This is a genomic window from Mannheimia massilioguelmaensis, from assembly GCF_000940515.1.
Lineage (GTDB): Bacteria > Pseudomonadota > Gammaproteobacteria > Enterobacterales > Pasteurellaceae > Basfia > Basfia bettyae.
Genome location: NZ_CDQL01000006.1, coordinates 169,651 through 194,260, shown reverse-complemented (window position 1 = coordinate 194,260; position 24,610 = coordinate 169,651). Strand labels below are relative to the sequence as shown.

Below are 24,610 nucleotides of genomic sequence, written 5' to 3'. Positions count from 1 at the left end.
ACACACATCTGTTAAGGAAATGATTAAAAATAATTTGGTAGAGGTTATTTTTAGTCGGCATAGATAGCTCCAAACAGGTAGAGTACAAAGTAAATTCGTTAGGGTACTAAAAGACCGATGTTTTTTAACATCGGTCTTTTTTTTGTGATATTATGAGCGACCTCAAAGCTCTGTTTAACTCAATCATTGGAAAATATTTTATGAAGAAACATCATGTTGACGTCTTAATTTCAGAACAAGACGTACGTGCAAAAATTCAACAACTAGGTATAGAAATCACTCAATATTATCAACAAAAACAGATTGATAAATTAATTGTCGTAGGACTATTACGTGGTTCTTTTATGTTTATGGCTGATTTAGTACGTGAACTTAAATTGCCTGTTGAAATTGAATTTATGACAACTGCAAGTTATGGTTCAGACATGACGACTAATCATGATGTGAAAATTACCAAAGATTTAGATGGCGATATTAAAGATGAACATGTATTAATTGTGGAAGATATTATTGATACAGGTTATACCTTAGAAAAGGTTCGTGAAATTTTGGGACTACGTCACCCTAAGTCAATTGCTATTTGTACATTATTAGATAAGCCTTCACGTCGAGAAGTACAAGTGCCTGTTGAGTGGGTAGGCTTTCCAATTCCTGATGAGTTTGTGGTGGGCTATGGCATTGATTATGCACAACGTTATCGCAATTTAGGTTATATTGGTAAAGTTGTGTTGGAAGAATAAGTTAGGTTAACCAACTGAAAATGAAAAATGCGGTAAATTTTTAGAAAATTCACCGCACTTTTTTGTTTGTAAATTGATCTGTTAATGGTGCAATTGATAGAGTCTAGCGATATTTTGTGCAGTAGAAACTAAGTTCGCATAGCCGAGCCTTAAAGTGTCCTCTAAGCTAGCTAATTGACGAATAATTGGAAATACTGCGTCAATCCCATGATCATAGACCACTTCATAATCTTCACGTAAACAACCAACAATAGCGATCACAGGTTTGCCAAATTGTTTTGCGGTTTTCGCAACACCAATTGGCGTTTTACCATGGATGCTTTGTGAGTCCATGCGACCTTCACCCGTAATGATAAGATCTGCCTGCTCCGCATATTGAGCGAGTCGAGTTGCTTCCATGACGATTTGTACGCCAGCTTTTAGATTGACATTAGGCAGTAATAATAATCCGCCTCCCATTCCACCAGCAGCACCTGCTCCAGCATGCTCACGAATGTTAAGCTTGAGGCTTTTTTCGAGTATTTGAGAAAAATGGTAAAGCGCTTTATCAAGTTGTTGCACAATTTCCGCTGTTGCGCCTTTTTGTGGACCAAATATCGCAGAGGCGCCATTTTCACCACAGAGTGGATTATCCACATCGCAAGCCACGTCTAATTGTACGCCTTGTAAACGAGGGTCTAACTGGCTAATATCAATTTGTCTAACATTGATAAGTGCTTCGCCTATGGGTTCGATTGGATGGAGATTATGATCTAGTAGTTTCGCCCCTAAAGCTTGTAGCATTCCTGCTCCTGCGTCGTTAGTTGCACTACCACCAATACCAAGAATAATTCTTTTAACCCCGAGATCTAAAGCGGCTTTAATTAATTCTCCAGTGCCGTAGCTTGTGGTTTTACGAGGATCTCGTTTTGATGGTGGAACTAAATGCAACCCTGATGCCGCTGCCATTTCAATGATAGCTGTTTGTTTATCACCAGAAATCCCGAAGCTCGCTTTAATTTTATTGCCAAGCGGAGCCTTCACATCAACTTCAATTAGCTCGCCTTCTAAGGCATCTACAAGTGATTGTACAGTTCCTTCGCCACCATCAGCCATTGGGATCTTGATATAGGTCGCAGTGGGATAGACTTTTTTAAAGCCTTCTTCAATAGCTTTAGCCGCTTCTAGCGCAATAAGGCTTTCTTTAAAGGAATCTGGTGCAATTAGAATTTTCATATCATTACCTTAGTGTAAAAATAATGAAAGAATATAAACGGTTATCATACCGACAATTCCCATAATAAAGGTGAGCAAGCTTTGGGTTTTATAACCCTGTTGTGGTGTCATTTTGGTGAAGTTAGTCACTACCCAGAAATAACTGTCATTTGCATGAGATACACACATTGCCCCTGAGGCGATTGCCATAACGGTTAAAGCTGCACCCATTTCAGAGGTTAAACCTAAGGCATTCATTAGTGAATCGCTTGCATTGAACATCCCCATAATGGATGCTGTTGTAATAATCGCTACGGTTGAACTTCCTTGTGCTGTTTTTAAAATTGCAGAAATTAAGAATGGGAAGAAAATTCCAGCAGCACTAATAGTTACAGCATTTTGTTTTATATACTCTACAAAGCCAGCTTCTGTAATGACTTTTCCTAACACGCCGCCTGCCGCAGTAATAAAGAGGATTGGGCCAACAATTTTCAATGTTTCATTAGTTAATTCATTAAATTCTACAGTTTTTTTAGTATTCACTAACAAGAAAATTGAGAAAATAACACCAATCGCTAAAGCAATAATAGGATTTCCTAGGAATTGAACGGGTACCGCAATATCACCTTCTAATCCCATAATTTTGCCAATTGAACCTAATGCCATAAAGAAAATTGGCATAATGATTGGTGCAAGGCTTAAGAAGCCACTTGGTAAAGGTCCATAATGTTTAAGTAAATCATCATAACTTTGGGTAATTAGCTGATCATCTTCAGCTGATGGCTCTAACATTACCTTTTTGCTCGTGAATTTGGCAAAAATATAACTAGCAATTAAAACAGGAATAGAAACTACAACCCCCATAATGATCACCAGTAGAATATTTGAGCTTAAACCCACAGCGCCAGCAGCTGCAATTGGTCCTGGTGTTGGTGGAATAAATACATGAGAAGCATATAAACCAGCACTTAGTGCTACTGACATACTAATTGGGTTGGCTAGAATTTTTTTACTAATCGCTTCACGAATTGGATTTAATACAACGAAACCGCTATCACAGAATACTGGAATACCTACGACCCAGCCCATAATCAGCATGGCTAATTCAGGACGTTTTTGCCCTACGATATTGACTACAATATCTGCTAATTTTAATGCAGCACCTGTTTTTTCTAGCACAGTACCAATAATGGCACCAAAGATAATCACAATACCGATACTTTTAAATGTGCCACTAAATCCATCACCAATAATGCTTGGGATTTTATTTAAGCTAATGCCCGCAATAATTGCCAAACCAAGAGAAACACTCATTAATGCTAAGAACGGATGGACTTTTAATTTTGATATCATCCAAATCATAATTATGATAGCGATGATAAATGTGATAATAAGAGAAATACCAGACATAGTAATGCTCCTTAGATAAAATAAATAGGTCAGTCTTATTATTGATAAATCTGACTATAAAATCTTTGTATTAAAATACAAAAAATTGATTGTTTTATTTCTTATTTTTATGTAAACATCTAATTTTTTAAAGTTGAAATGTACCGATATAGAGAATAAATTTATCTTCTATCTTATTGATATTTAAGCCAGTTATTTTTTCTATTTTACTTATTCGATAACGTAATGTATTGATATGAATAAACATAGATTTTGAACTGAGAGAAAGATCACAATTTGATAAAAAATATTGTTTTAAAGTTTTTCTAAGTATGCCGTTGGGATCTTGTTGCACTAATTTATGAAGTGGGCTAGTTAATAATGCATGTTGCCATGATTCAGAAAAAGTGTTGATTAACACAGGAAAGCGTTCTTGTGAAAATGAATAAATGGTTTTTTTAGGATGTTGTTTTAAGCCATATTCTAAAGTGGCTTTTGCTGTTTGATAAGAAAGATGAAAGCTATTTATTGAACTGGTTGTTAAGCCAATAGAGAGTTTATATTCTTGAATCTGCAATAAAGGTAATAAATGGTTAATTTGTTTTTGTTGAGTGATAGTTGTCAATATGGAGATTGGCATAATCATTGCAATTTGATCTAATCCAATGGGCACTGATGGGGTTTGTGGAAAGGTCTGTTCCAAATAACTCAGCGTAGTTTGCAATTTTTCTATATTTGCTTGCAAAAATTTAATAATGATCACCGCACTTTCAGGGGCTAATGCAATGTTAAATCCATGAGTCTGTTCAAGGATTTGTGATAGATTATGAGAAGAGCTATCTTCCAGCAACTTTATGATAAATTCTTCTCGATAACGGCGTGTCCAACGTTCTTTTTCTAAGGCTGCGTGCTGTTCAATAATCAGCTCGGCTGTCATTCTGACTAATTCAGCATAAGCACTAATCTTTTCAGGGACTCCTGAAATACCAATGACACCAAGTATTTTGCCTAAATAATTAATAGGTAAATTAATACCAGGTTGTACTTCATCATTCCATTTTTTGGCAAGCTGCTCATCAATTTCGATAGTGCGATTTTCACGGATTGCTAAGATCGCACCAATATGTTTTTGATGAAGGCGTTTGGTATCGCCAGAAGCAATGATAATGCCATTTTGATCCATTACATTAATCGATGAACCAATTATTTTCATTGCACGTTGAACAATTTTTTGTGCAATCATTTGATTGAGAAGCATAGCGTTTCCTTTTACGAGAAAAGTGCGGTTAGATTTACAAAAATTTTAGCAGAACTTATGCATCATAGCCGAATGAAATGATAAATATTTATTGCTTTTTTATATCTAATGGCTACAATACTAGCTCCTTGTCGTAGCTGGATTAGAGATCGGCTAACGATGTATCATTAACAAACCCTAGTTATAAGGATTTAATATGTCTCTAACTACAGAACAAAAAGCAGCAATCGTTGCTGAATATGGTCGTGATGCAAAAGATACAGGTTCATCAGAAGTTCAAATTGCATTATTAACTGCACAAATTAACCACTTGCAAGCTCACTTTGCAGAACATAAAAAAGATCATCATGGTCGTCGTGGTTTATTAGGTATGGTTTCACGCCGTCGTAAACTTTTAGATTATTTAAAACGTAAAGATTTAGCACTTTACCAAGAAACAATCAGCCGTTTAGGTTTACGTCGCTAATTCTTAGCAATATTACAGAAAGCTCTCCTTGCGAGGGCTTTTTTTATGAGCTGATTATTTAAAATAAAATTAAATATAAGTTAAAAATTCAATTAATCATTTCATTTAAAAATAATAAATAACGCCTTATATTATTATTTTGTTTTAAAATTCATCAATCAGGTTAAAAGTTTATTTTTTTATTTACTTGCGCTTGACATTAAAGGCTTAAAAACGTATTATTCACCTCGCTTAATTGCGGAGGAATGGTCGAGCGGTTGAAGGCACCGGTCTTGAAAACCGGCGAGGGCTTACGCCCTCCGTGAGTTCGAATCTCACTTCCTCCGCCACTTAATTTAAAGAACCCGTAAGTTGAAAGATTTACGGGTTTTTGCTTTTTGAATTAACTGTTTTCTATTTTGTTATTTTCTTTCTCTTCTTTTTCTTCTTGGAAAGATAAATACTCTTCCAGTATATCAATGGCTTCTATACATCTTGCTTTGCGTTGATTGGTGATTTCAATTTGTCGTAAATAAATTCCTTTATCTTGAGCAGTCGTACAAATCTCAAGGTTATCTTGTAATTCACTTACTTTTTCATTTAGCGCTTGTAATGCTTCATAATAGCGAACTAGACGTTCTCTTGGCGGTAATTGATTAATCTGTGCTTTTAATTTTTCACGTTTATTTTGCGTTGTTTTAGTTGCTGTTTTATTTGTTTGTAATTCCACAATATTCAGTGCATCGGTAAGGGCTGTACATTGTGCAAGTAATTTTTCTGTGAAAAAACTAATTTGTTCAATTTGGTCATTATTTAGCTGTTTTATTTGATCTAATGTTTGTTGCAGTTGTGAGAAATAAAATGCCCCTTTCTCAAAATCTTCAGTAAATAAAGTGCGGTCAAATTTAGCATAAATTTTTTTATCAGCAGCATTTGAAAATTGTTTAGTTAGCGTAGTCACTTTTTCTTGTAACTTATCAATAAGTGCGGTGAGTTTTTGCATAAAATTCCTAAAGCTAGATAAACAAATCTCCCCGAAGTAGAGGAGATTTTGAGATAATTAAAGTATCATTGCGGCAATCCAACCAAACACTAATAATGGAATATTAAAGTGTAAGAATGTGGGTACAACAGAGTCCCAAATATGATCGTGTTTACCGTCCATATTTAGACCTGATGTTGGTCCTAGAGTGGAATCAGAAGCAGGTGATCCAGCATCTCCTAAGGCGGCTGAGACACCAACAATTGAAATTGTTGCTAAAGGAGAGAAACCTAGGGTTAAGCAAAGCGGTACATAAATTGAAGTAATAATTGGTACAGTAGAGAATGATGAACCAATTCCCATGGTAATTAATAAGCCTACTAATAACATTAAGAAAGCAGCAATACCTTTACTTTCAATGCCTTGGCTGAAAGTTTGTACTAAATCATTGACACCTTGTGTGGCATTAATTACGTTAGCAAAGCCCGATGCCGCAATCATAACAAATCCAATCATTGCCATTAAACGCAAGCCTTGTTGGAAAATATCATTGCTTTCTTTTAAGCGGAATACGCCACAGATACCAAAAATAATTAAACCAGCAAGCCCACCAATAATAGTTGAACTTGTGAAAAGTTGTAAACCGAAGGTGACTACAACAGCAATAATACTGCTAGTGATATGGAATGGTTTAATATTTGCAATATGTTGCTCGATTTCTGCTGTTGTTGGTTCAGCAACATTAATGATGTATTCTCTGGGTTTACGATAACTGACAAAAACAGCAAATAATAAACCAAGAATCATTCCGCAAACGGGAATTAACATGGACATTGAAACTTCAGCGACTGAAGTTTGTAAACCTAATTTTTCACCCACTGTATTAATGTTTTTTACTAATACACTTTCAATAAAGATTTTACCGAATCCAACAGGTAATAACATATAGGTTGCAGTTAAGCCGAAAGTTAACACACAAGCTACCGCACGGCGGTCAATATGTAATTTATTGAGAATAGAGAGTAGTGGAGGAATCACAATTGGAATAAACGCAATATGTACTGGGATTAAGTTTTGTGATGAAATAGCAAATAATACAAGAACACCAAGAATGAGATATTTAAATCCAGCCATTGATTTACCACTTGGTGCTTTACCTAGACGTTTAATAATTTTATAAGCTAATAAATCAGTAATTCCAGATTTAGAAATAGCCACTGCGAAAGCACCAAGAATTGCATAGTTCATTGCCACTTCTGCACCACCACCGAGGCCTTCGGTAAAGGTTTTTATGGTGTCACTCATACTTAGAACAGCAATATTTTCTCCACCTAAGTGTGTTGAGAAACCTGCCACAAGCGCTGAAATAACAAGGGCAATTACCACATTAATGCGTAATAAACTGAGCGCTAATAAAACAATGATAGAGAGTACCACTGGATTAGTTAACATTGTATTGGTCCTTTTGGTTAGATAAAAATTTTAAAAAAAACAACCGCACTTTTAATTTGCTGAATCATCAGATTGTACAATATGTGGAAAACCACCTAAATGTTTTAAATGATTTACCATGTAGCAAAATAATTCTGCCGTGCGTTCCGTATCATATAAGGCGGAATGAGCCTGTTTACCATCAAATGTAATTTTAGCCACTTTGCAGGCTTTCACTAAAACTGTTTGTCCGAGCATAAAGCCACTTAAAGTTGCGGTATCAAACATGCCAAATGGATGAAATGGATTACGCTTCACACCACAACGTTCAGCCGCCGCCATGACAAAACTTTGATCAAAAGTTGCATTATGAGCTACGATAATAGAACGTTGACAACCATTGTCTTTCTGACCACGACGAACCATTTGGAAAAGACCTGTAATTGCATCAGTTTCTGAAATAGCACCACGTAATGGATTGTGAATATCAATACCATTAAATTTTAATGAGTCAGGGTTAATATTTGCACCTTCAAAGGGTTCAATATGCGCATGATATTTTTGATCAGGCACAAGCCACCCATTTTCATCCATTTTAACGGTGATTGCTGCTAGTTCTAATAATGCATCTTGTTTGGCATTAAAACCAGCGGTTTCTACATCAATAATTACAGGATAATAACCACGAAAACGATTTTTAAGTAAATTGTAATTAGTTGTTTCGTTTTCTGTTGTTTCTGTATGAAGTTCTGTCACGATAATAATCCTAATTAAAATAAAGGAGGTACGAGTAAAGCAATAGTACAATAAAAAATGAAAAAATAGGTCGAACTTTACAGATGAGAATTAACCCAATGCTGATTTAGCACTTTTATTTTCGATAAATTCAATTTTGTAACCATCTGGATCTTCTGCAAATGCGATAACTGTTGTGCCACCTTTTACCGGACCAGGTTCACGGGTGATTTTTCCACCTTGCGCACGAATGGCTTCACAAGTGGCATAAATATCATCAGTGCCAATAGCTAAATGACCAAAGGCATTGCCTAATTCATATTCGGTGACTCCCCAGTTATAAGTCAGTTCAATCACTGAGGTTTTATCTTCATCATCATAACCGACAAAGGCTAAGGAATATTGATATTCAGGATTTTCACTAGTGCGTAACAATTTCATACCCAAAACTTCTGTGTAAAATTGAATTGAACGCTCTAAATTTCCCACACGTAACATTGTATGTAAAAGACGCATCTTTCTCTCCTAAAATAAATGCATAAAAATTATCAAAAGTAAAGTTAATTATGCCATAAAATCACTTAGATAAGAAGAGTGTGAATCTGATCGCAAAATTGAATAGTGAAGCTTGAGTATATACCTATAAATAGGTATATGTAAAAATAAGTTTATAAACAAATCAAGGAGTAATATACATGTTTAGATTCTTAAAAGCCTCTCCCCCAATTCCTCGTCTTGAAGCCTCACAAATTGATAATGAATATAAAAAATTACGTTGGCAAGTTTTTTTTGGTGTATTTATTGGATATGCTGCTTATTATCTTATTCGTAAGAATTTTTCTTTGGCAATTCCTTATTTAATTGATGAATATGGCTATACCAAGGCTGATCTTGGTACAGTTGGTGTGGCACTTTCTCTTGCCTATGGATTTAGTAAATTTATCATGGGTAATGTTTCAGACCGTTCAAACCCAAAATATTTTATTACTATCGGCTTGCTAGGATCTGCCTTAGTGAGCTTAATTTTTGGTTTAGTACCTGGTGTGTTGGCATCTATACCATTTATGGTGGTATTAGGGGCATTGAATGGTTGGTTTCAAGGCATGGGCTATCCTCCTGGCGCAAAAACTATGACCAACTGGTTCAGTAAGTCCGAACGTGGTGCTTGGTGGAGCTGGTGGAATGTTTCCCATAAACTTGGAGGCGGTTTAATTGGACCATTAGCTTTATTAGGATTAGCGATTTTTGGTACTTGGCAATCTCTTTTTTATTTACCAGCATTAATTGCTATTATTTTAGCACTTATCATGTTTTTCTTAATGCGAGATACCCCTGAATCAGAAGGACTGCCTCCTGTTGATGAATGGAAAGGTGAAGCGGTTATTGAACAAGTGGAATCCGCACATACTTTGTCATCTATGGATATTTTCAAAAAATATATTGTGCATAATAAATTCTTATGGGCAATTGCAATGGCAAATGTGTTTGTGTATTTCATTCGTTATGGAATTATTGATTGGGCACCTACTTACTTAAAAGAAGTGAAGCATTTTACAGTAGATAAGCAAAGTTGGGCATATTTCCTTTATGAGTATGCTGGTATTTTTGGAATGTTAGCAAGTGGTTATTTAAGTGACAAGGTGTTTAAAGGACATCGTGCGCCACCTATGTTGCTGTTCTTAACTGGTGTATTAATTGCTATTTTTGTATATTGGAAAAATCCAGCAGGTAATCCTTTAGTAGATAATATCTGTTTAGTTGCAATTGGTTTCTTAATTTATGGACCAGTGATGATGATTGGTTTACAAGCCGCAGATTTAGTTCCACGAGTGGCAACAGGTACTGCAACAGGTTTAACAGGATTATTTGGTTATTTACTTGGCTCAGCATCAGCAGGTTGGGTAATGGGAAAACTAGTTGATTTATATGGTTGGGATGGCGGCTTCTACGCACTTATTATAGCAAGTGTGTTAGGTTTCTTATTTATTGCTTACACATTATTCTATAAGCCAACTCAAGCCTAAATTTTTTATAAATAAACCGCACTTTGATCTGCACCTTAACCAGTTGGTTTAAGTCTCCAACTTTTAAAGTGCAGATCATTGTTTTTCTAAGACGTTGACTAATTAGAAACTCAAATTCACACCAAGCATTGCATTTCTACCCATTTGCGGAATATGTGGTAAGTAGGAAGCGTGTTGGTACATCTTTTGATTTAGCAAGTTATCTACCTTTAAGAAAACTTGATATTCCATTTGGTTTAGGTGATTGCTATAAGTCACCCCTAGATTCACTTGGTGATAGCCTGGTGTTCGTTTTTCATATTTCGACAGTTTATTTTGAGCAAACACGCGGTAATATTCCAACATTCCTGACCAATTTTGGTTGAAATCAGCATTAAATCTTGTACCTAAACGCAGTGGCGGAACACGAGGGGCAGAAATGTCAGGTTGTTTTTCCCAACGAGATACTTGTCCTCGTTGTGGTCCGAAAATATAGTAACCCATTGCCATATCTGGTAAATCCACTAATTTTCCACGTACATAATCACCAAATACGGCGAGGCGATAGCGTGGAGTAAATAAATAGCCGATTTCACCTTCTATACCGCTAAAACGAGCTTTTGCTTGGTAGTAACGATTTACTTTAAGATTATATTCATCGGTCATTGATTTTGGACCACGGTTATCGTTGAGGGTAAACGGATAAATATAGTTACCGTAACGTGTGTGGTAAACATTGAATTTATAATCCCATTTATCACCGACATAAGCTAACGAAAGTTCAATTTGGTTAGAACGTTCTTTTTTCAGATTTTTATTACCCGCCTCAAAGGCATTCATTGCAATATGCTTGCCGTGAGCGTAAAGCTCTTGAGCATTTGGCAAACGTTCTTGATGTGCCATATTTAAGGTCAATTTATGATTTGGTGCGAAATACCAATGGGTTGCAAAGCTATAGGAGTAGCCTTTGTCTTTATGCGGATCAAGATTTGGCATTGGTGTATTAAAGTATAACCAGCGGTCAATCAATTCCACATCATAATCCATTGAGATTTTTTGGCGTTCTGCACGTCCGCTAAGTTCAAAAGCTAAGTCTCCTAAATTCCAACGTTCAATCGCAAATAGGCTTAGCTGCTTGGTTTTCGGATTATTCAAAAGCTGCTGTTTATTCACTGCTCGTGATTCCTCTAATGCTAAAGCACTGGTGAGCTGGCTGGTATATTGCAAACCAATTGCTCCTTTTAAGCCTTTCCACTCCTTATGTACTAATTCAAAACGTAGGTTTTTGCCTTTGTTTTTGAAGTAGTTTTCCACTCTGTTACCATCTTTCTCATCGTGGTAATAATCTACATAATTGGCGGACACTTTAAAAGACTCAAATCCTTTGAATGGATTTCGCAATTCGCCATCAAAATCATATCGCTTACTGTGTAATTTGATCCAAGGTTTGCCATGAACATGTTCTTCTAAGCCAGTTGATGAGGCTCCTGGAATGTGAGTATGTAGCAAACGCAAGCCTGGGTTATTGTAATCAATATCACTTTCTTCAGCCAAATGAGGGTAGAAACGCAAATAGCCTTTTTCAAACATTACCGATTGACGAATAATGCTGATGGTGTGGTGCTCATATTTGTGTGTATGTCCGATCAAACCATAGTGATCTCGGCGATCAGTGTACGCCATGCCAATATGTCCTCGCTCGCCAATCCAAGAAAGCCCGATCGTGCCTGTTTGTGATTGTACATCACTGTCTGGTACTCGGTGATAAGGCTTGCCCTCAATGGTGAAATGAGGTGCATAATATTCAGATGCCTTGTTGTACAGACCTTGTACATGTAACGCAAGATTTGGGGTTAAGGCAAAAGTTGAGCCAAGATAGGTTAAACGTTCTTTGCTCGCTGAGCCAAAACGTATACCCGCTTGCCCTTCATAACCTTTCTCAGGAATTGTTGTTGGGATTTTTTCGTCTACCACATTAATTACACCAGCCGTATTGCCAGCACTATATAACAGGGTTGTTGGGCCACGCAAAATCTCAATGCGTTTAGCCAACAAAGCATCAACCGTCACAGCGTGATCGGGTGACATTCCCGACATATCTAGGTTCTCACCGTTATTTTGTAAAATTTTTGCGCGTTTACTTTCTTGTCCTCGGATAATAGGTGTACTCGCTCCACCACCAAATTGACTAGAATGAATCCCTAACTCTCCAGAAAGGGCATTACCTAAGGTTGCACCACGTTGCTTGAGCGTTTTTTCCTCAACTATTGCCTCATTGCTGTTTAGTTCATTACCGACTAATTTCCCCTTGGTTGATGGCAAACTTCCATCAATCTGAATTTCCTCCAATACGATTTCACTCGCATAGCTCATTCCGCTCATTGCAATTAACGCTGCAACGGCAAGATTATTTTTATTAAACATTCTTCAAACCTAAAAAAGCATAAATAAATAATAGGGAAGGCAATTTACAGAGATTTGAAAGAAATTGCAAGATATACATAATAATTTTATAGATATATTGTAAGTGGTCATTTTTTTGGAAAATTTGCGATTGGTAGAATAGCATTATAAAAAAAATCCGCACCTTATTAATTAAGATACGGATTTTTATCGTTACTTTAAATATTATTTGCTATCGGGCTTATTGTAACTAGGGTGGCGAGGGCCAACTAATAATCCACCATTTTTCCCTAAATGCACTAAGTTACTCATTGCTCCAGCTGAGATTTCATAGCCTTTATCTTTTGATGTATCAATTACCTGACTTACTACTGCTTTAACTAGTGCAACTAATGCTCCATCATTACTATTTTTAGAACCTTGGCTATAGGATCCCGTTCCTTCCCATAAGACTTTGCTGGTTTTTAGGTCCACAAGTTGTCCTTCAAGAGAAACTGTAGTTACGCTATCAAACACTTTATAACTTGTCCCATACTCATTCACATTTAAATACAAAATGCTATCGGCACCAAAAATATCGCGAATTTTTTTATGACTTGCACTGCGAATCGCTGCACCATCAACTAAACCATTTTGCTTGAAGGTTTCATCTACAAGAGCTACTGGGTAAACATAGTAACCTTTTTCTGCGAGTTGATAGGATGCTCTAGCCAATACACTTGTATCCGCTTTTGCATCTACAGAATTGTTGACAGGCATGACGACTAAGATAGATTTTGGTTTACTTTCTTTTAATGCGGTGTAGTCATATTGTGGTGCAGGTTTAGTCGCACAACCTGCAAGTAAGATAGCACTAGCCAAACCTATTAATACTTTTTTCATTGCGGTGTCCTCTTACTTTTTACGTTGTAAAAATTGCATAAAAGTAGTGCTTTCAGGATAAAGAGCTTGTTCCTGTTGGAATGCTGCTTTTGCCTCAGCTCTTTTTCCCTGTTTCAGCAACGCTAAGCCCAAATGTCCATATACTCCAGGAGCAACTGGCTTACTGCTTTGTTTAGCTTGAGAAATAATTTGATTTAATGAATCTTCTTGTTTGGCAAAATCACCTGTTTCATTATAGTGAGCATAGACGACATCAGAATAATTTCCCCAATAATAGAGATCGGTATTCTCTTTTTTACTTCCACAAGCGGCAAGTAAGGCGAACGTTACTCCCATACTTAGTACTTTTAATGTTTTTATCATCGTAAACCTCTATTTTGTGGGAGTCCAACGACCAGACTCAATACCATTAATTAAATTGTTTACTGCTTCACGAATTGCAAGATCAAGTACCTTACCATTTAAGGTTGAATCATAACCTGCAGTACCACCAAAGCCTAATACTTCACGATTAGACAGATTATATTCTCCTGCGCCTTGAGCTGAGAACACAACTTCAGATGTATTTACATTCACTACATTCAACATCACTTTGGCATAGGCAACTTGTTCTTTACCACGACCTAAGATCCCAAATAATTGGTGATCGCCTACGGTTTTACGACCAAATTCCGTTACATCGCCCGTAATAACGTATGTTGCTCCTTTGAGGTTCTGTTTTTTCCCTTTAATTTTAGCCTCAGACTTAATTTCACTCATATTTGTGCGATCTAACACAGAGAAACGCCCAGTTTGTTGTAAATGAGAAACCAAAATTGTTTTTGATTGATTACTAAGTTGATCCACCCCATCTGAGAAAACGCCATTTTGGAAACTTGATTTATTATCAAATTTTCCAACAGAAATAGGTGCTTTAACCCCATTGTAAGTAGCTGCGGTTGTTGCAGCTTGAGTTTCAGTTGGCGCGACCACACGAGAACCTTCTGTTGCACACCCCACCAACCCCAAGATACAGGCACATAATGTCACAATTTTTTTCATGAAAAGCTCCTTAGATGATAGATAAATTGCCAAATGATAATGATTCCTAATAACTTAAAAAGCAATGTTTTATTGAAAGAAAAGATGATTAAAATCAAATAGAAAAATAAATAAACACCGCTTGCAAATCAAATTACAAGCAGTGATTTTTTCTAATTTATTGAAAATTACAGATCATCAATTACCAAATAGATTTTATGCACGGGACCATGAACGCCTACTACTTTGATAAGCTCAATATCAGCGGTTGCTGAAGGACCTGAAATGATGTTCACACAAGATGGCATTCTTTCGCCTAATTGAGCTTTGTCGTGCAAGATTTTTGCAAGCTGTGCCACACGAGGTAACACTGTGCTTTTGCGTAAGATTACCACTGATTTTTCAGGAAGTAGGCTTACTGATCTGCCGTAATCTTTGCTGGAGAACAATACAACGCTACCGGATTCGGTTAAACCATACTCACCATAAACAATGCCGATATTTGCCTGTTTTGCTTTCAGCAAGTTTTCATCGCCGCTATTGAAATCCCATTGGTAGCAATGTTCATATTTTGCTTTTAGCGTATCGGTAATGCCTAGAGCTTTTAAACGCTCATCGTTGTTTACGATAATATTACCACCGCCGTATTTTTCACAAATGTTGATAATTGCCGTGGGTAGCCCAGATTCTTTTGCTTCCACCACATCAGTCATCATTACACGAGCAAAATCAATAAACTCTTGACAGAGTTGAGCTTGGCTACGATTAGTTAAACGCGTAATGGCGTGGTCATTCACTAATTTTGGCATTGGCTCAGGGATAGTTTGAAGTGGTCTGCCCATACATTCAGCTAATTTCGTTAAAAATTTTTCACGGTTTTGTAGATCCATCTTATTATCCTCTGTAAGTAAACCATTCACGGAAACTTTCACCTTCTGCATTTGGTAAGTCACGAGCTTTAGTCCATTCAGCTAATGCTCCAAAGTTTACAGGCGTTTTGCCATTTTTAATAAACTTACTCGCCACTTTTGCCCCCACTTTTACTCCTACTTTCCACAGAGTTGGGTGTGAATTCGCGAAGTTGAAACCGAAGATAGACAAACGCTCCGCCATTGGTGTCATTCCACTTTGAGCGATGTTTTCACGGTGTTTTAAAATCAGTTGTGCTAGCGGAATTTTTACAGGACAAACACTGTTACAGGCAGTACAAAGCGAGCAAGCATAAGGTAATTCTTTAAATTCCTCATATCCGCCTAATAGTGGCGAAATAACTGAGCCAATTGGACCTGGATAAATTGAACCATAACCATGACCACCAATTTGGCGATAAGCAGGGCAAGTGTTTAAGCAGGCACCGCAACGAATACAACGTAGGACTTCTTTAAATTTACTTTCTAAAATTTTTGAACGTCCATTATCCACAATCACTAAATGAAATTCTTCAGGGCCGTCAGTTTCTCCTTCTAAACGTGGACCTGTAAGCCAAGTGTTATAAGCAGTTAATTTTGCACCTACTGCACTACGAGCAAGCATTGTAATCAATACATCAACTTCTTGGAAAGTAGGGGCTAAGCGTTCCATTCCCATTACCGCAATATGTGTTTTGGGTACTGTCGTTGCCATGCGTAAGTTGCCTTCGTTGGTTACAAGACAAACTGAGCCTGTTTCTGCCACTGCAAAGTTACAACCTGATATTCCAATATCGGCTTCTAAGAAATCTTGGCGAATTTTCTGACGCACAAAGGCAGTCATTTCTTCGGGCGTTTCTGAACCGTTGTAGCCCAACATATCCTGTAGATCTTGGCGAATTTTATGGCGATCTTTATGAATTGCTGGTACAACAATATGTGATGGCTTATCGCCTACAATTTGCAGTAAATATTCACCCAAATCAGTTTCTATTACATTAATGCCTTCTGCTTCTAACACATGGTTCATTCCGATTTCTTCGGTTACCATTGATTTGGATTTAACAATTTTTTGGGCATTTTTTGCTTTAGCCACTTGTTTGATGTAGTTAGTTGCTTCTTCAGCTGTTTCAGCGAAGAAAACATGTCCACCATTTTCAGTGACTTTTTCGCTAAGTTGGTAGAGATAAGCATCTAAATTAGCTAAAACATGGTTACGAATTTGTGCGGCTGCATCACGCCACTCTTCCCAGTTACCAAGCTCATCAACCATACGTTGACGGTTTGCTCCGATGGTTTCTTGAGCTTTTACTAAAGCTTTACGTACAATTTCGTTGTTCACTTGCTGATCAACACGTTGTTTAAATGGCAGAGTGTTAGTTTGTAAATATGACATATTATTTTTCTCCCTGCATTAACACTTCAGCAATGTGCATAACTTTGATTGGCTTACCTTCACGGCTTAAACGACCGCTAATATTCATTAAACAACTTACATCAGCGCCAATTAAGTAATCTGGTTGTTCAACATTAATATGTTCCACTTTTTCTTTTACCATTTCACCAGAAATTTCTGCCATTTTTACTGAGAATGTGCCACCAAAACCGCAGCAAGTTTCTTGGTTTTTAATAGGAAGTAATTCTAAGCCCTTCACATTTTGTAATAAGGCGATTGGCTCATCTTTAATGCCTAATTTACGAAATAAACTGCAAGAAGGGTGATACACGGCTTTTCCTGGGAGATATGCCCCAACATTGGTAACACCTAATTGATTCACAATGAAATCGGTTAAATCATAAAAACGGTTTGCTACTTTTCTTGCTCGTTCTACCCATTCGATTTCACCAGAACGCTCAAAATATTCTGGATAATTTTTAATCGCATACACACAAGAACCAGCAGGAGCAACGATTGGGTAATCATTTACTTCAAAAGTTTCCACTAAGTTTTTCATTCCTGCGATAGCTTGTTTAGTATAGCCACTATTGATAGCAGGTTGCCCACAGCAACCTTGTTTTTCAAGAAAAGTGATTTGACAGCCGAGCTTTTCAAGTAAAAGTACAGTGTTTTTGGCAACACCGGCTTTCATCACATCAGCAATACAGGTGACATAAAAATTGACGTTCATAATGAACTCCCACAAATAAAAATAAGAATCAAACTCAAAAATCCCGTCCTAAAACGGCGAAAGGAAGTAAAATTTTACTTCCTTTCTTAAAGACTAATTAAAAAAAATTAGAGATTATAAACTAATGGCACAATAAAGATGGCTGCTGCTGCCGAAATTACACCGTAAACAAACATTGGAACAACAGTTTTCTTAATAATATTACCTTCTTGTTTATCAATACCCAATACAGAACATACTGCAACGATGTTATTGATACACACCATATTACCCATTGCGCCACCGACGGATTGTAAGGCAAGAATTAAGGTTACTGATAATCCCACTTGGCTTGCTGTTGCATATTGAACTGTACCGAAAGTTAAATTAGATACGGTATTTGAACCTGAGAAGAAAGCACCAATTGCACCTAAGTAAGAAGCAAATAACGTCCAGTATTGACCAGTGTATTCTGCAAAGCTTTGACCGATGATTTGCACCATTGATTCTTTACCGCCAATCAACATTAATTTTACCATAATTAATGCACCTAATAGGGCTAAGAATGGTTTTTTCACTTGTGATAAGCTGGTAGAGAAGATCTCTGCGCTATTTCTGCTTGATACTGCAAAAATAGGTAAACAAATTAATACGCTCACTACAAAAGGAATTAATGCAGGTACATAAAGTAATTTATAGCTAGTTGCTACGTTTGTGCCTAAAATGTTTTTCAAGGCAAAAATTAAACCTTGGCTGATTTCAAAGTTCGCAAATCCAAGAGAGCTTGCAATCCAAGTAGTTGTATCATTCATTAATGCTTTAAATGGCAACTGTTGAATACGAGTAAGGATTAAAAGAACAATTAATAAACCTGTTGGTAATAAGGCCTTTGCGACTTCTCCGAATGTTACTTTATTGTGACCAAGAGTGTTTTCTGTTTTTGCTAAACCAATGCCTTTGTTTGCTACCCAAACAGACACCAACAAACCCTGCCACTAATGCTGGAAACTCATAGTTAAATTGCGCAATGATGAAGTAAGGAATTACGCAAGCAAATATGCTGATATAGATAAAGATAAGGTTTGCACGGATTTCTTTCCAAGTTACCACTAAGCGTAACGCTATTACTGGTATAATGAATGCTACAACAGAGTGAATAAATGCACTAATTTGACCAATTTGTAATACTTGCTCATCGTTAATCAAACCGTCTTTTAAAAGAGGCCCCATACCAAACCAGGTTGGTGTACCTACAGCACCAAATGATACTGGCACAGAGTTCATCACAAGTGCTAATAATGCCACTTTTAATGGGTTGAAACCTAAGCCTACCAAAATAGGTGCTGCAATTGCTGCTGGTGTACCAAATCCTGATGCACCTTCAATCATGAAGGCAAAAGCCCAGCCGATAATCATCAACTGTGCGATAGAGTTTGGGTTAATGTTTCCTAACCATTTTCGCATAGTATCGGTTACACCTGACACTTCTGAGAAGCGGTTAAATAAAATTGCTCCGAAGATAACGGTAATCGGTGTTAAAACATCACCTAAGCCTGCGATCATATTCGCTGCCACTAAGGTAAAATCACTACCGAAATAGGTTAATTGTAGAATAAAAATAAGAGCGGCTGTTAGGGGTAATGCCACATAAGACGGCAACGCATTACGTTTTACCATTAAATAAATTAGTAAAACGATCGGGCAAATACTCAGAAATAGAGCCATATCACACCTCATTTTGGTTAAAGAAAAGACCTTTCTGGTCAGAGGAGTATGGATTCTACCTTTAAATTGGATTAATGTAACAAAATTGTTGTAGATTTGTGATCATCTTCAAATTTTTGTAATGAAATAGTTTAAAAATAAACAAATCATAGGCTTTATATTTACTTTTTATCTGATTTGTGAATTTTTTTACAAAATTTGGCGATTAAAGACGATTTGCCCTCATAAATTTATAAGCGGTTTAAATTTATGGGGGCAGATCAAAGTGCGGTTAATTTTTGCTAAATTTACTTAGCGGTCATCCATTTATCATAGATTTTTTGATATTCACCATTCGCTTTAATTGTAGCTAAAGCTTTATTGAATTCATCTACCAAGGCTTGATTTGATTTATTGGTAGCAATACCTAAACCATTACCAAAATAGGCTTTATTATCAATTTTCTCACCTATAAAATCTAATCCTGGAGTTTTATTGATCATATCAACTAAAACAGGAATATCACCAAAGATGGCATCAATACGACCGTTTTGAATATCTAGAAGTGCATCTTGAAATGAAGCATAAGCTTTTACTTCAAAATTAGTTTTTTCTTTTAATAAATAATTTTGATAAGTGGTTCCATTTTGTACACCAATGGTTTTCGCTTTAGAAAAATCACTTCCTTTTTTAGCAATAAATGCCGCTGAACTTTCAAAATAAGGCTCAGAGAACAGTACTTGTTTTTGACGAGCTTCTGTAATACCGATACCTGAAATAGAAGCATCAAAACGTTTTTGTTTTACGCCTTGAATTAAGGCATCAAAAGCTTGGCTTTTAAAACTACAATTGGCTTGTATTTCTTTACAAAGTGCATTGGCAATATCCACATCAAAACCAATAATTTCACCTTTTTCATTGGTAAATTCAAATGGTGGATAAGTGGGTTCCATTGCAAAAGTGATATCTTTGGCTTGTGCGACAAAAGCCGTTCCTAATAGGATGGTAGCAAGTAATAATTTTTTCATAGTTTTTTCCTTAATGTGAAAAGTGAATTAATATTATATTTTTATGCATAATTATTCAAGTGGTTTTGTAAAAAAGTGCGGTTGAATATTAAAATTTTTTAATTTCAGACCGCACTTTGATTATTGAGCGTTATTGAATTGGTTTAATTGATCTTCATTAACTTGTAAAACTTGTTCTAGATTTTCAAAATGTTTTTTAATGATTTGAATATTTGCATTTTCAGGTACGTAAATAGTGATAGCGGCAAAGTTTTGATATTTATAAACTACTTTACAATTTAATTTATTGGCTTGTTGGATCAAGCTTTCTACTGGAGCAATTGCTGGATCATAAAAAATAATTAAATTACGGGTTTCGTTGATTTCTTCTGTGGTATCAAGCGTTCCTTGCTCTATAGCTGAAAAATTGCAAATTGATTTAGGTTGGTCAGAATGAGATGAATAAATGATACAACCAGAGAGATGAATGGTTGCTAAACCTAATAATAAATATTTCATATTATTTGATCGCTATCATTGAACCAAAGTTAAAGCATTGGAACCATAATTCAATATGAGAGAAACCAATTGCTTGCAATCTTTCTTTATGAATTTCAATGCTGTCGGTACGCATAACATTCTCAAGTGCGGTGCGTTTTTGACTAATTTCTAATTCACTATATCCATTTGCACGCTTAAATGTGTGGTGTAAGTCTATGAGTAATTTATTGTTAGTTTCATCAGCAAAGCGGAATTTTTCTGAAAGTACTAGTAATCCGCCAGGGGTTAATCCTGCATAGATTTTTTCTAATAAACTTTTTCGATCTTCTGGTGGGAGAAATTGTAATGTGAAATTTAAAATCACCATGGAGGCATTTTCAATTTCCACTTCACGAATATCATCACAGAGAATTTCAACTGGAACTTGGCTATGATAAGCGGCAATATGTTGACGACAACGTTCAACCATCGGTTGAGAGTTATCAACGCCAATAATTTTTACATTAGGTTGATTAATATGACGACGAGCAGAAAGTGTTGCAGCGCCACGAGAACAGCCGAGATCATATACATTGCTATTTGCAGTGACAAAACGTTCAGCTAACATGCCGATAGCGGTAATAATATTTGAATAGCCAGGCACTGAACGTTGGATCATGTCAGGAAAGACTTCAGCCACGTTTTCATCAAAAGTAAAGTCACCTAATTTTTCAATCGGTGCAGAGAAAATAGTATCTTTATTCATTTTCTTAAAAATTTATTAATTTTATCTAAATTGACCTTTATTTTAAGGGAAGATGGCGTAACTCTCAATTAAATATTTAAAAGCCCTCTGTTGCGGAGGGCTTGAATAAATTTATCGTAAATGAGTCATCGCTTTTTCCTCTTGTATAATCCTAATTAATAATAGGCATAAATAAATAGGTAAGCCATAATGTGCGGTATTTTTAGCATGACAAAATAGGCTTAAGCCAATTAACTCAGGGATAATATTGAGAAAATAATTGGGATGACGAAAATATTTAAACAACCAAGAATGAACTATCGGATGTTTAGGTAGAATATACAGTTTTACGGTCCAAATGCCTTTCAATAAATGGATGACATAAAATAGCATGATTAATGAAAAACCTAAAATAATTAAACCAATAACTGAAAGGGTATCAATAGTTACATTTTGTGTATTGGCTTCAATAATAGCCGATAAATAAAATACAATATGCGCAAAAGAGAGCAGGATTGATGTGTATTTTCCATATTGAATTGCACCTTGTTGAATTAAGGCTTTTTCATTTCTAATGGAAATAGACAAACTATAGAAACGCACACAAAGTGCGGTGATAAAAATAATATTAATTAAAAACATCATTGACCTCCTTGTATAATAAATGCCCATCCTGGACGGATAAAAAGGAGCTTATCCTAACAATTTCACTTTGAAATGTAAATTCAAGGCATTTTTCCTAAGCCGCTGAGTATATAAATTGTTGCTTATCTCTTTAACAATAATGTTTTAACACTATCAAATTTCCGTTATAATTTTAGACATTATATATATCTATTCAGTTTTTTAATTAAGGAATATAAGATGATGCGTTCTCATTATTGTGGTTTATTAAACCGCAGCTTGGTTGGACAAGAAGTGACTTTAAGTGGTTGGGTACATCGCCGTCGTGATTTAGGTGGCTTAATTTTTATTGATATGCGTGACCGAGAAGGCATTGTTCAAGTGTGTTTTGATCCTAAATATCAAGATGCATTAACCAAAGCATCAAGTTTACGTAATGAGTTCTGTATTCAAATTAAAGGTGAGGTCATTGCTCGCCCAGATAATCAAGTCAATAAAAATATGGCTACGGGTGAAGTAGAAGTAGTTGCTAAAGAATTATCTGTGTATAACGCATCTGATGTTTTACCATTAGACTTCAACCAAAATAATACTGAAGAACAACGTTTAAAATATCGTTATTTAGATTTACGTCGCCCTGAAATGGCGGAACGTTTAAAAACCCGTGCAAAAATCACAAGTTTCGTTCGTCGTTTTATGGATGAGCATGGTTTCTTAGATATTGAAACTCCAATGCTAACTAAAGCTACTCCAGAAGGTGCTCGTGACTATTTAGTTCCAAGCCGTGTGCATAAAGGTAAATTTTACGCTTTACCACAATCACCACAGTTATTTAAACAGTTGTTAATGATGTCTGGTTTTGATCGTTATTATCAAATTGTAAAATGTTTCCGTGATGAAGATTTACGTGCAGATCGTCAACCTGAATTTACTCAAATTGATGTAGAAACCTCTTTCTTAACTGCGGATGAAGTTCGTGCGCTAATGGAAGAAATGATTCATGGCTTATGGTTAAATACTCTCGGTGTAGATTTAGGTAAATTCCCAGTCATGACCTGGACTGAAGCAATGACCCGTTTCGGTTCAGATAAACCCGATTTACGTAACCCATTAGAAATGGTGGATGTCGCAGATATTCTTAAAAATGTGGATTTTAAAGTGTTTAGTGATCCTGCGAATGATGAAAATGGTCGTGTTGCAGTAATTCGTGTGCCAAATGGTGTCTCTGTTACACGTAAACAAATTGATGAATATACTCAATTTGTCGGCATTTATGGTGCAAAAGGCTTAGCTTGGTTAAAAGTAAACGATGTTAACGCTGGCCTTGAAGGGGTTCAAAGCCCGATTGCTAAATTCTTAAATGAAGAGGTGTTAAAAGCTCTATTTGAGCGTGTTGGTGTACAAACTGGTGATATCTTATTCTTTGGTGCAGATAAATGGCAAACCACCACCGACGCAATGGGGGCGTTACGTTTGAAATTAGGACGTGATTTAGAATTAACTCGCCTAAATGAATGGCAACCATTGTGGGTTGTAGATTTCCCAATGTTTGAATTAGATGATGAGGGTAATTTAAGTGCAATGCATCACCCATTTACATCACCAAAAGATTTTACCCCTGCTGAACTTGAAGCTAATCCAATTAAAGCATTTGCTAATGCTTATGATATGGTTATCAATGGTTATGAAGTGGGTGGTGGCTCAGTACGTATCTTTGATCCAAATATGCAACAAACTGTATTCCGTATCTTAGGTATTGATGAAGCTCAACAACGTGAAAAATTTGGCTTTTTATTAGATGCATTAAAATTTGGTACACCACCACATGCAGGCCTTGCATTTGGTTTAGACCGTTTAACCATGTTGTTAACAGGCACCGACAACATCCGTGATGTTATCGCATTCCCTAAAACCACCGCTGCTGCCTGTTTGATGACAGAAGCTCCAAGCCTTGCTAATCCACAAGCGTTAGCTGAGCTTTCGATTTCTGTTGTTGCAAAAGACGAATAATAACAAGAAAACTGCGGTTTAATTTTTTAAAAATTAAACCGCAGTTTGTTTATTTTCATTAATTATGGCGTTTAAAAATCCTAACACCGTTCTTATTGTTATTTATGCTAAAAACACCAATAGAGTGTTGATGCTTCAACGCAAAGACGATCTAGACTTTTGGCAATCGGTTTCAGGCTCTTTAGAGCCTAATGAAAAACCTTATAAAGCAGCAATTCGTGAAGTTGCAGAGGAAACAGGATTTCAAATTAAAGCAGAGCATTTATGCCTATTTGATTGTAAAAAGCAGATAGAATTTGAAATTTTTCCTCATTTTCGGTATAAATACGCACCTAACGTTACGCATTGTCGGGAACATTGGTTCTTATTAGCATTACCAGAGGAACGAATTCCTACATTAGCAGAGCATTTAGCTTATCAGTGGCTTGATCCAGAACAAGCGGCTGAATTAACAAAATCGCCTAATAATAGTGAAGCGATTAAACAATATATTATTCATAAAAGTGCGGTATAAATTTTGGAAATTTTCACCGCAGTTTGAA

The 24,610-nt window shown here is 36.2% G+C and carries 23 protein-coding genes, 1 tRNA gene and 1 pseudogene; 6 read left to right on the top strand and 19 right to left on the bottom strand.

Features of this window, described 5'->3' with window-relative positions; genetic code table 11:
- Nucleotides 1–200: 200 nt before the first annotated feature.
- Entirely contained in the window at nucleotides 201–740 is a 540-nt protein-coding gene (hpt, locus tag BN1226_RS05710; protein ID WP_005759320.1) for a hypoxanthine phosphoribosyltransferase, read from the top strand.
- Nucleotides 741–821: 81 nt separating this feature from the next.
- Here the strand turns inward: hpt and BN1226_RS05705 are convergent, their stop codons facing one another.
- From BN1226_RS05705 to BN1226_RS05695, 3 genes are all read right to left on the bottom strand, one after another.
- Entirely contained in the window at nucleotides 822–1,955 is a 1,134-nt protein-coding gene (locus tag BN1226_RS05705) for a glycerate kinase (RefSeq protein WP_005759333.1), read from the bottom strand.
- A gap of 9 nt (nucleotides 1,956–1,964) precedes the next feature.
- A complete protein-coding gene (locus BN1226_RS05700; protein ID WP_005759307.1) occupies nucleotides 1,965–3,344 on the bottom strand; it encodes a GntP family permease in 1,380 nt (459 codons plus the stop codon).
- Nucleotides 3,345–3,471: 127 nt separating this feature from the next.
- Nucleotides 3,472–4,581, bottom strand: coding sequence for a sugar diacid recognition domain-containing protein (locus BN1226_RS05695; protein ID WP_005759327.1), 1,110 nt, complete (start codon nucleotides 4,579–4,581; stop codon nucleotides 3,472–3,474).
- 196 nt (nucleotides 4,582–4,777) lie between these two features.
- Here BN1226_RS05695 and rpsO point away from each other — a divergent pair, with 196 nt between their 5' ends.
- Both rpsO and BN1226_RS05685 read left to right on the top strand, forming a co-directional pair.
- Complete coding sequence (gene rpsO / locus BN1226_RS05690; RefSeq protein WP_005759306.1) at nucleotides 4,778–5,047, top strand: 30S ribosomal protein S15; 270 nt, start codon at nucleotides 4,778–4,780, stop codon at nucleotides 5,045–5,047.
- 239 nt (nucleotides 5,048–5,286) lie between these two features.
- Nucleotides 5,287–5,376: transfer RNA gene (locus BN1226_RS05685), tRNA-Ser, on the top strand.
- A 53-nt stretch (nucleotides 5,377–5,429) separates the two neighbouring features.
- On the opposite strand, the gene priC is transcribed toward BN1226_RS05685, so the two are convergent.
- The 4 genes from priC to gloA form a co-directional block, all read right to left on the bottom strand.
- Nucleotides 5,430–6,029, bottom strand: a complete 600-nt coding sequence (gene priC / locus BN1226_RS05680) for a primosomal replication protein PriC (RefSeq protein WP_005759310.1) — start codon at nucleotides 6,027–6,029, stop codon at nucleotides 5,430–5,432.
- A gap of 57 nt (nucleotides 6,030–6,086) precedes the next feature.
- Complete coding sequence (locus tag BN1226_RS05675; protein WP_005759325.1) at nucleotides 6,087–7,460, bottom strand: Na+/H+ antiporter family protein; 1,374 nt, start codon at nucleotides 7,458–7,460, stop codon at nucleotides 6,087–6,089.
- A gap of 51 nt (nucleotides 7,461–7,511) precedes the next feature.
- Nucleotides 7,512–8,195 carry a ribonuclease T gene (gene rnt / locus BN1226_RS05670; RefSeq protein WP_005759312.1) on the bottom strand — a complete coding sequence of 228 codons (684 nt, stop codon included), beginning with the start codon at nucleotides 8,193–8,195 and terminating at the stop codon, nucleotides 7,512–7,514.
- Nucleotides 8,196–8,285: 90 nt separating this feature from the next.
- Nucleotides 8,286–8,690: a lactoylglutathione lyase gene (gene gloA, locus BN1226_RS05665; RefSeq protein ID WP_005759299.1), complete on the bottom strand. Its 405-nt coding sequence runs from the start codon at nucleotides 8,688–8,690 to the stop codon at nucleotides 8,286–8,288.
- Between the two features lie 179 nt (nucleotides 8,691–8,869).
- Between gloA and pgtP the strand changes: the two genes are divergently transcribed.
- Entirely contained in the window at nucleotides 8,870–10,198 is a 1,329-nt protein-coding gene (pgtP, locus tag BN1226_RS05660; RefSeq protein ID WP_005759323.1) for a phosphoglycerate transporter protein PgtP, read from the top strand.
- A 102-nt stretch (nucleotides 10,199–10,300) separates the two neighbouring features.
- Here pgtP and BN1226_RS05655 read toward each other — a convergent pair whose 3' ends face one another.
- The 12 genes and pseudogenes from BN1226_RS05655 to BN1226_RS05600 form a co-directional block, all read right to left on the bottom strand.
- Nucleotides 10,301–12,601: a TonB-dependent receptor gene (locus BN1226_RS05655; protein WP_005759321.1), complete on the bottom strand. Its 2,301-nt coding sequence runs from the start codon at nucleotides 12,599–12,601 to the stop codon at nucleotides 10,301–10,303.
- A gap of 204 nt (nucleotides 12,602–12,805) precedes the next feature.
- A complete protein-coding gene (locus tag BN1226_RS05650; RefSeq protein ID WP_005759319.1) occupies nucleotides 12,806–13,462 on the bottom strand; it encodes a DUF799 domain-containing protein in 657 nt (218 codons plus the stop codon).
- 12 nt (nucleotides 13,463–13,474) lie between these two features.
- Nucleotides 13,475–13,825 carry a DUF4810 domain-containing protein gene (locus BN1226_RS05645; protein ID WP_005759316.1) on the bottom strand — a complete coding sequence of 117 codons (351 nt, stop codon included), beginning with the start codon at nucleotides 13,823–13,825 and terminating at the stop codon, nucleotides 13,475–13,477.
- A gap of 9 nt (nucleotides 13,826–13,834) precedes the next feature.
- On the bottom strand, nucleotides 13,835–14,503 hold the full coding sequence (locus BN1226_RS05640) for a CsgG/HfaB family protein (protein ID WP_005759322.1): 669 nt from the start codon (nucleotides 14,501–14,503) through the stop codon (nucleotides 13,835–13,837).
- Between the two features lie 167 nt (nucleotides 14,504–14,670).
- Nucleotides 14,671–15,372 (bottom strand): LutC/YkgG family protein, encoded by a 702-nt coding sequence (locus BN1226_RS05635; RefSeq protein WP_005759305.1) that lies wholly within the window; start codon nucleotides 15,370–15,372, stop codon nucleotides 14,671–14,673.
- 4 nt (nucleotides 15,373–15,376) lie between these two features.
- A complete protein-coding gene (locus BN1226_RS05630; protein WP_005759326.1) occupies nucleotides 15,377–16,786 on the bottom strand; it encodes a LutB/LldF family L-lactate oxidation iron-sulfur protein in 1,410 nt (469 codons plus the stop codon).
- A gap of 1 nt (nucleotide 16,787) precedes the next feature.
- Entirely contained in the window at nucleotides 16,788–17,519 is a 732-nt protein-coding gene (locus tag BN1226_RS05625; protein ID WP_005759324.1) for a (Fe-S)-binding protein, read from the bottom strand.
- Between the two features lie 107 nt (nucleotides 17,520–17,626).
- A pseudogene (locus BN1226_RS05620) lies at nucleotides 17,627–19,235 on the bottom strand (L-lactate permease).
- Nucleotides 19,236–19,510: 275 nt separating this feature from the next.
- Nucleotides 19,511–20,230 carry an arginine ABC transporter substrate-binding protein gene (locus BN1226_RS05615; RefSeq protein ID WP_005759344.1) on the bottom strand — a complete coding sequence of 240 codons (720 nt, stop codon included), beginning with the start codon at nucleotides 20,228–20,230 and terminating at the stop codon, nucleotides 19,511–19,513.
- 120 nt (nucleotides 20,231–20,350) lie between these two features.
- On the bottom strand, nucleotides 20,351–20,728 hold the full coding sequence (locus BN1226_RS05610) for a hypothetical protein (RefSeq protein WP_040596203.1): 378 nt from the start codon (nucleotides 20,726–20,728) through the stop codon (nucleotides 20,351–20,353).
- A gap of 1 nt (nucleotide 20,729) precedes the next feature.
- Complete coding sequence (gene cmoA, locus BN1226_RS05605; protein ID WP_005759341.1) at nucleotides 20,730–21,455, bottom strand: carboxy-S-adenosyl-L-methionine synthase CmoA; 726 nt, start codon at nucleotides 21,453–21,455, stop codon at nucleotides 20,730–20,732.
- A 111-nt stretch (nucleotides 21,456–21,566) separates the two neighbouring features.
- Nucleotides 21,567–22,076 (bottom strand): isoprenylcysteine carboxyl methyltransferase family protein, encoded by a 510-nt coding sequence (locus BN1226_RS05600; protein WP_082041908.1) that lies wholly within the window; start codon nucleotides 22,074–22,076, stop codon nucleotides 21,567–21,569.
- 222 nt (nucleotides 22,077–22,298) lie between these two features.
- On the opposite strand from BN1226_RS05600, the gene aspS reads away from it, so the two are divergent.
- The gene (gene aspS / locus BN1226_RS05595; RefSeq protein WP_044470357.1) at nucleotides 22,299–24,068 is read left to right on the top strand and encodes an aspartate--tRNA ligase; all 1,770 of its coding nucleotides are present in this window, start codon (nucleotides 22,299–22,301) and stop codon (nucleotides 24,066–24,068) included.
- A gap of 64 nt (nucleotides 24,069–24,132) precedes the next feature.
- Complete coding sequence (gene nudB, locus BN1226_RS05590; RefSeq protein WP_044470356.1) at nucleotides 24,133–24,582, top strand: dihydroneopterin triphosphate diphosphatase; 450 nt, start codon at nucleotides 24,133–24,135, stop codon at nucleotides 24,580–24,582.
- The last annotated feature ends 28 nt before the right edge of the window (nucleotides 24,583–24,610 follow it).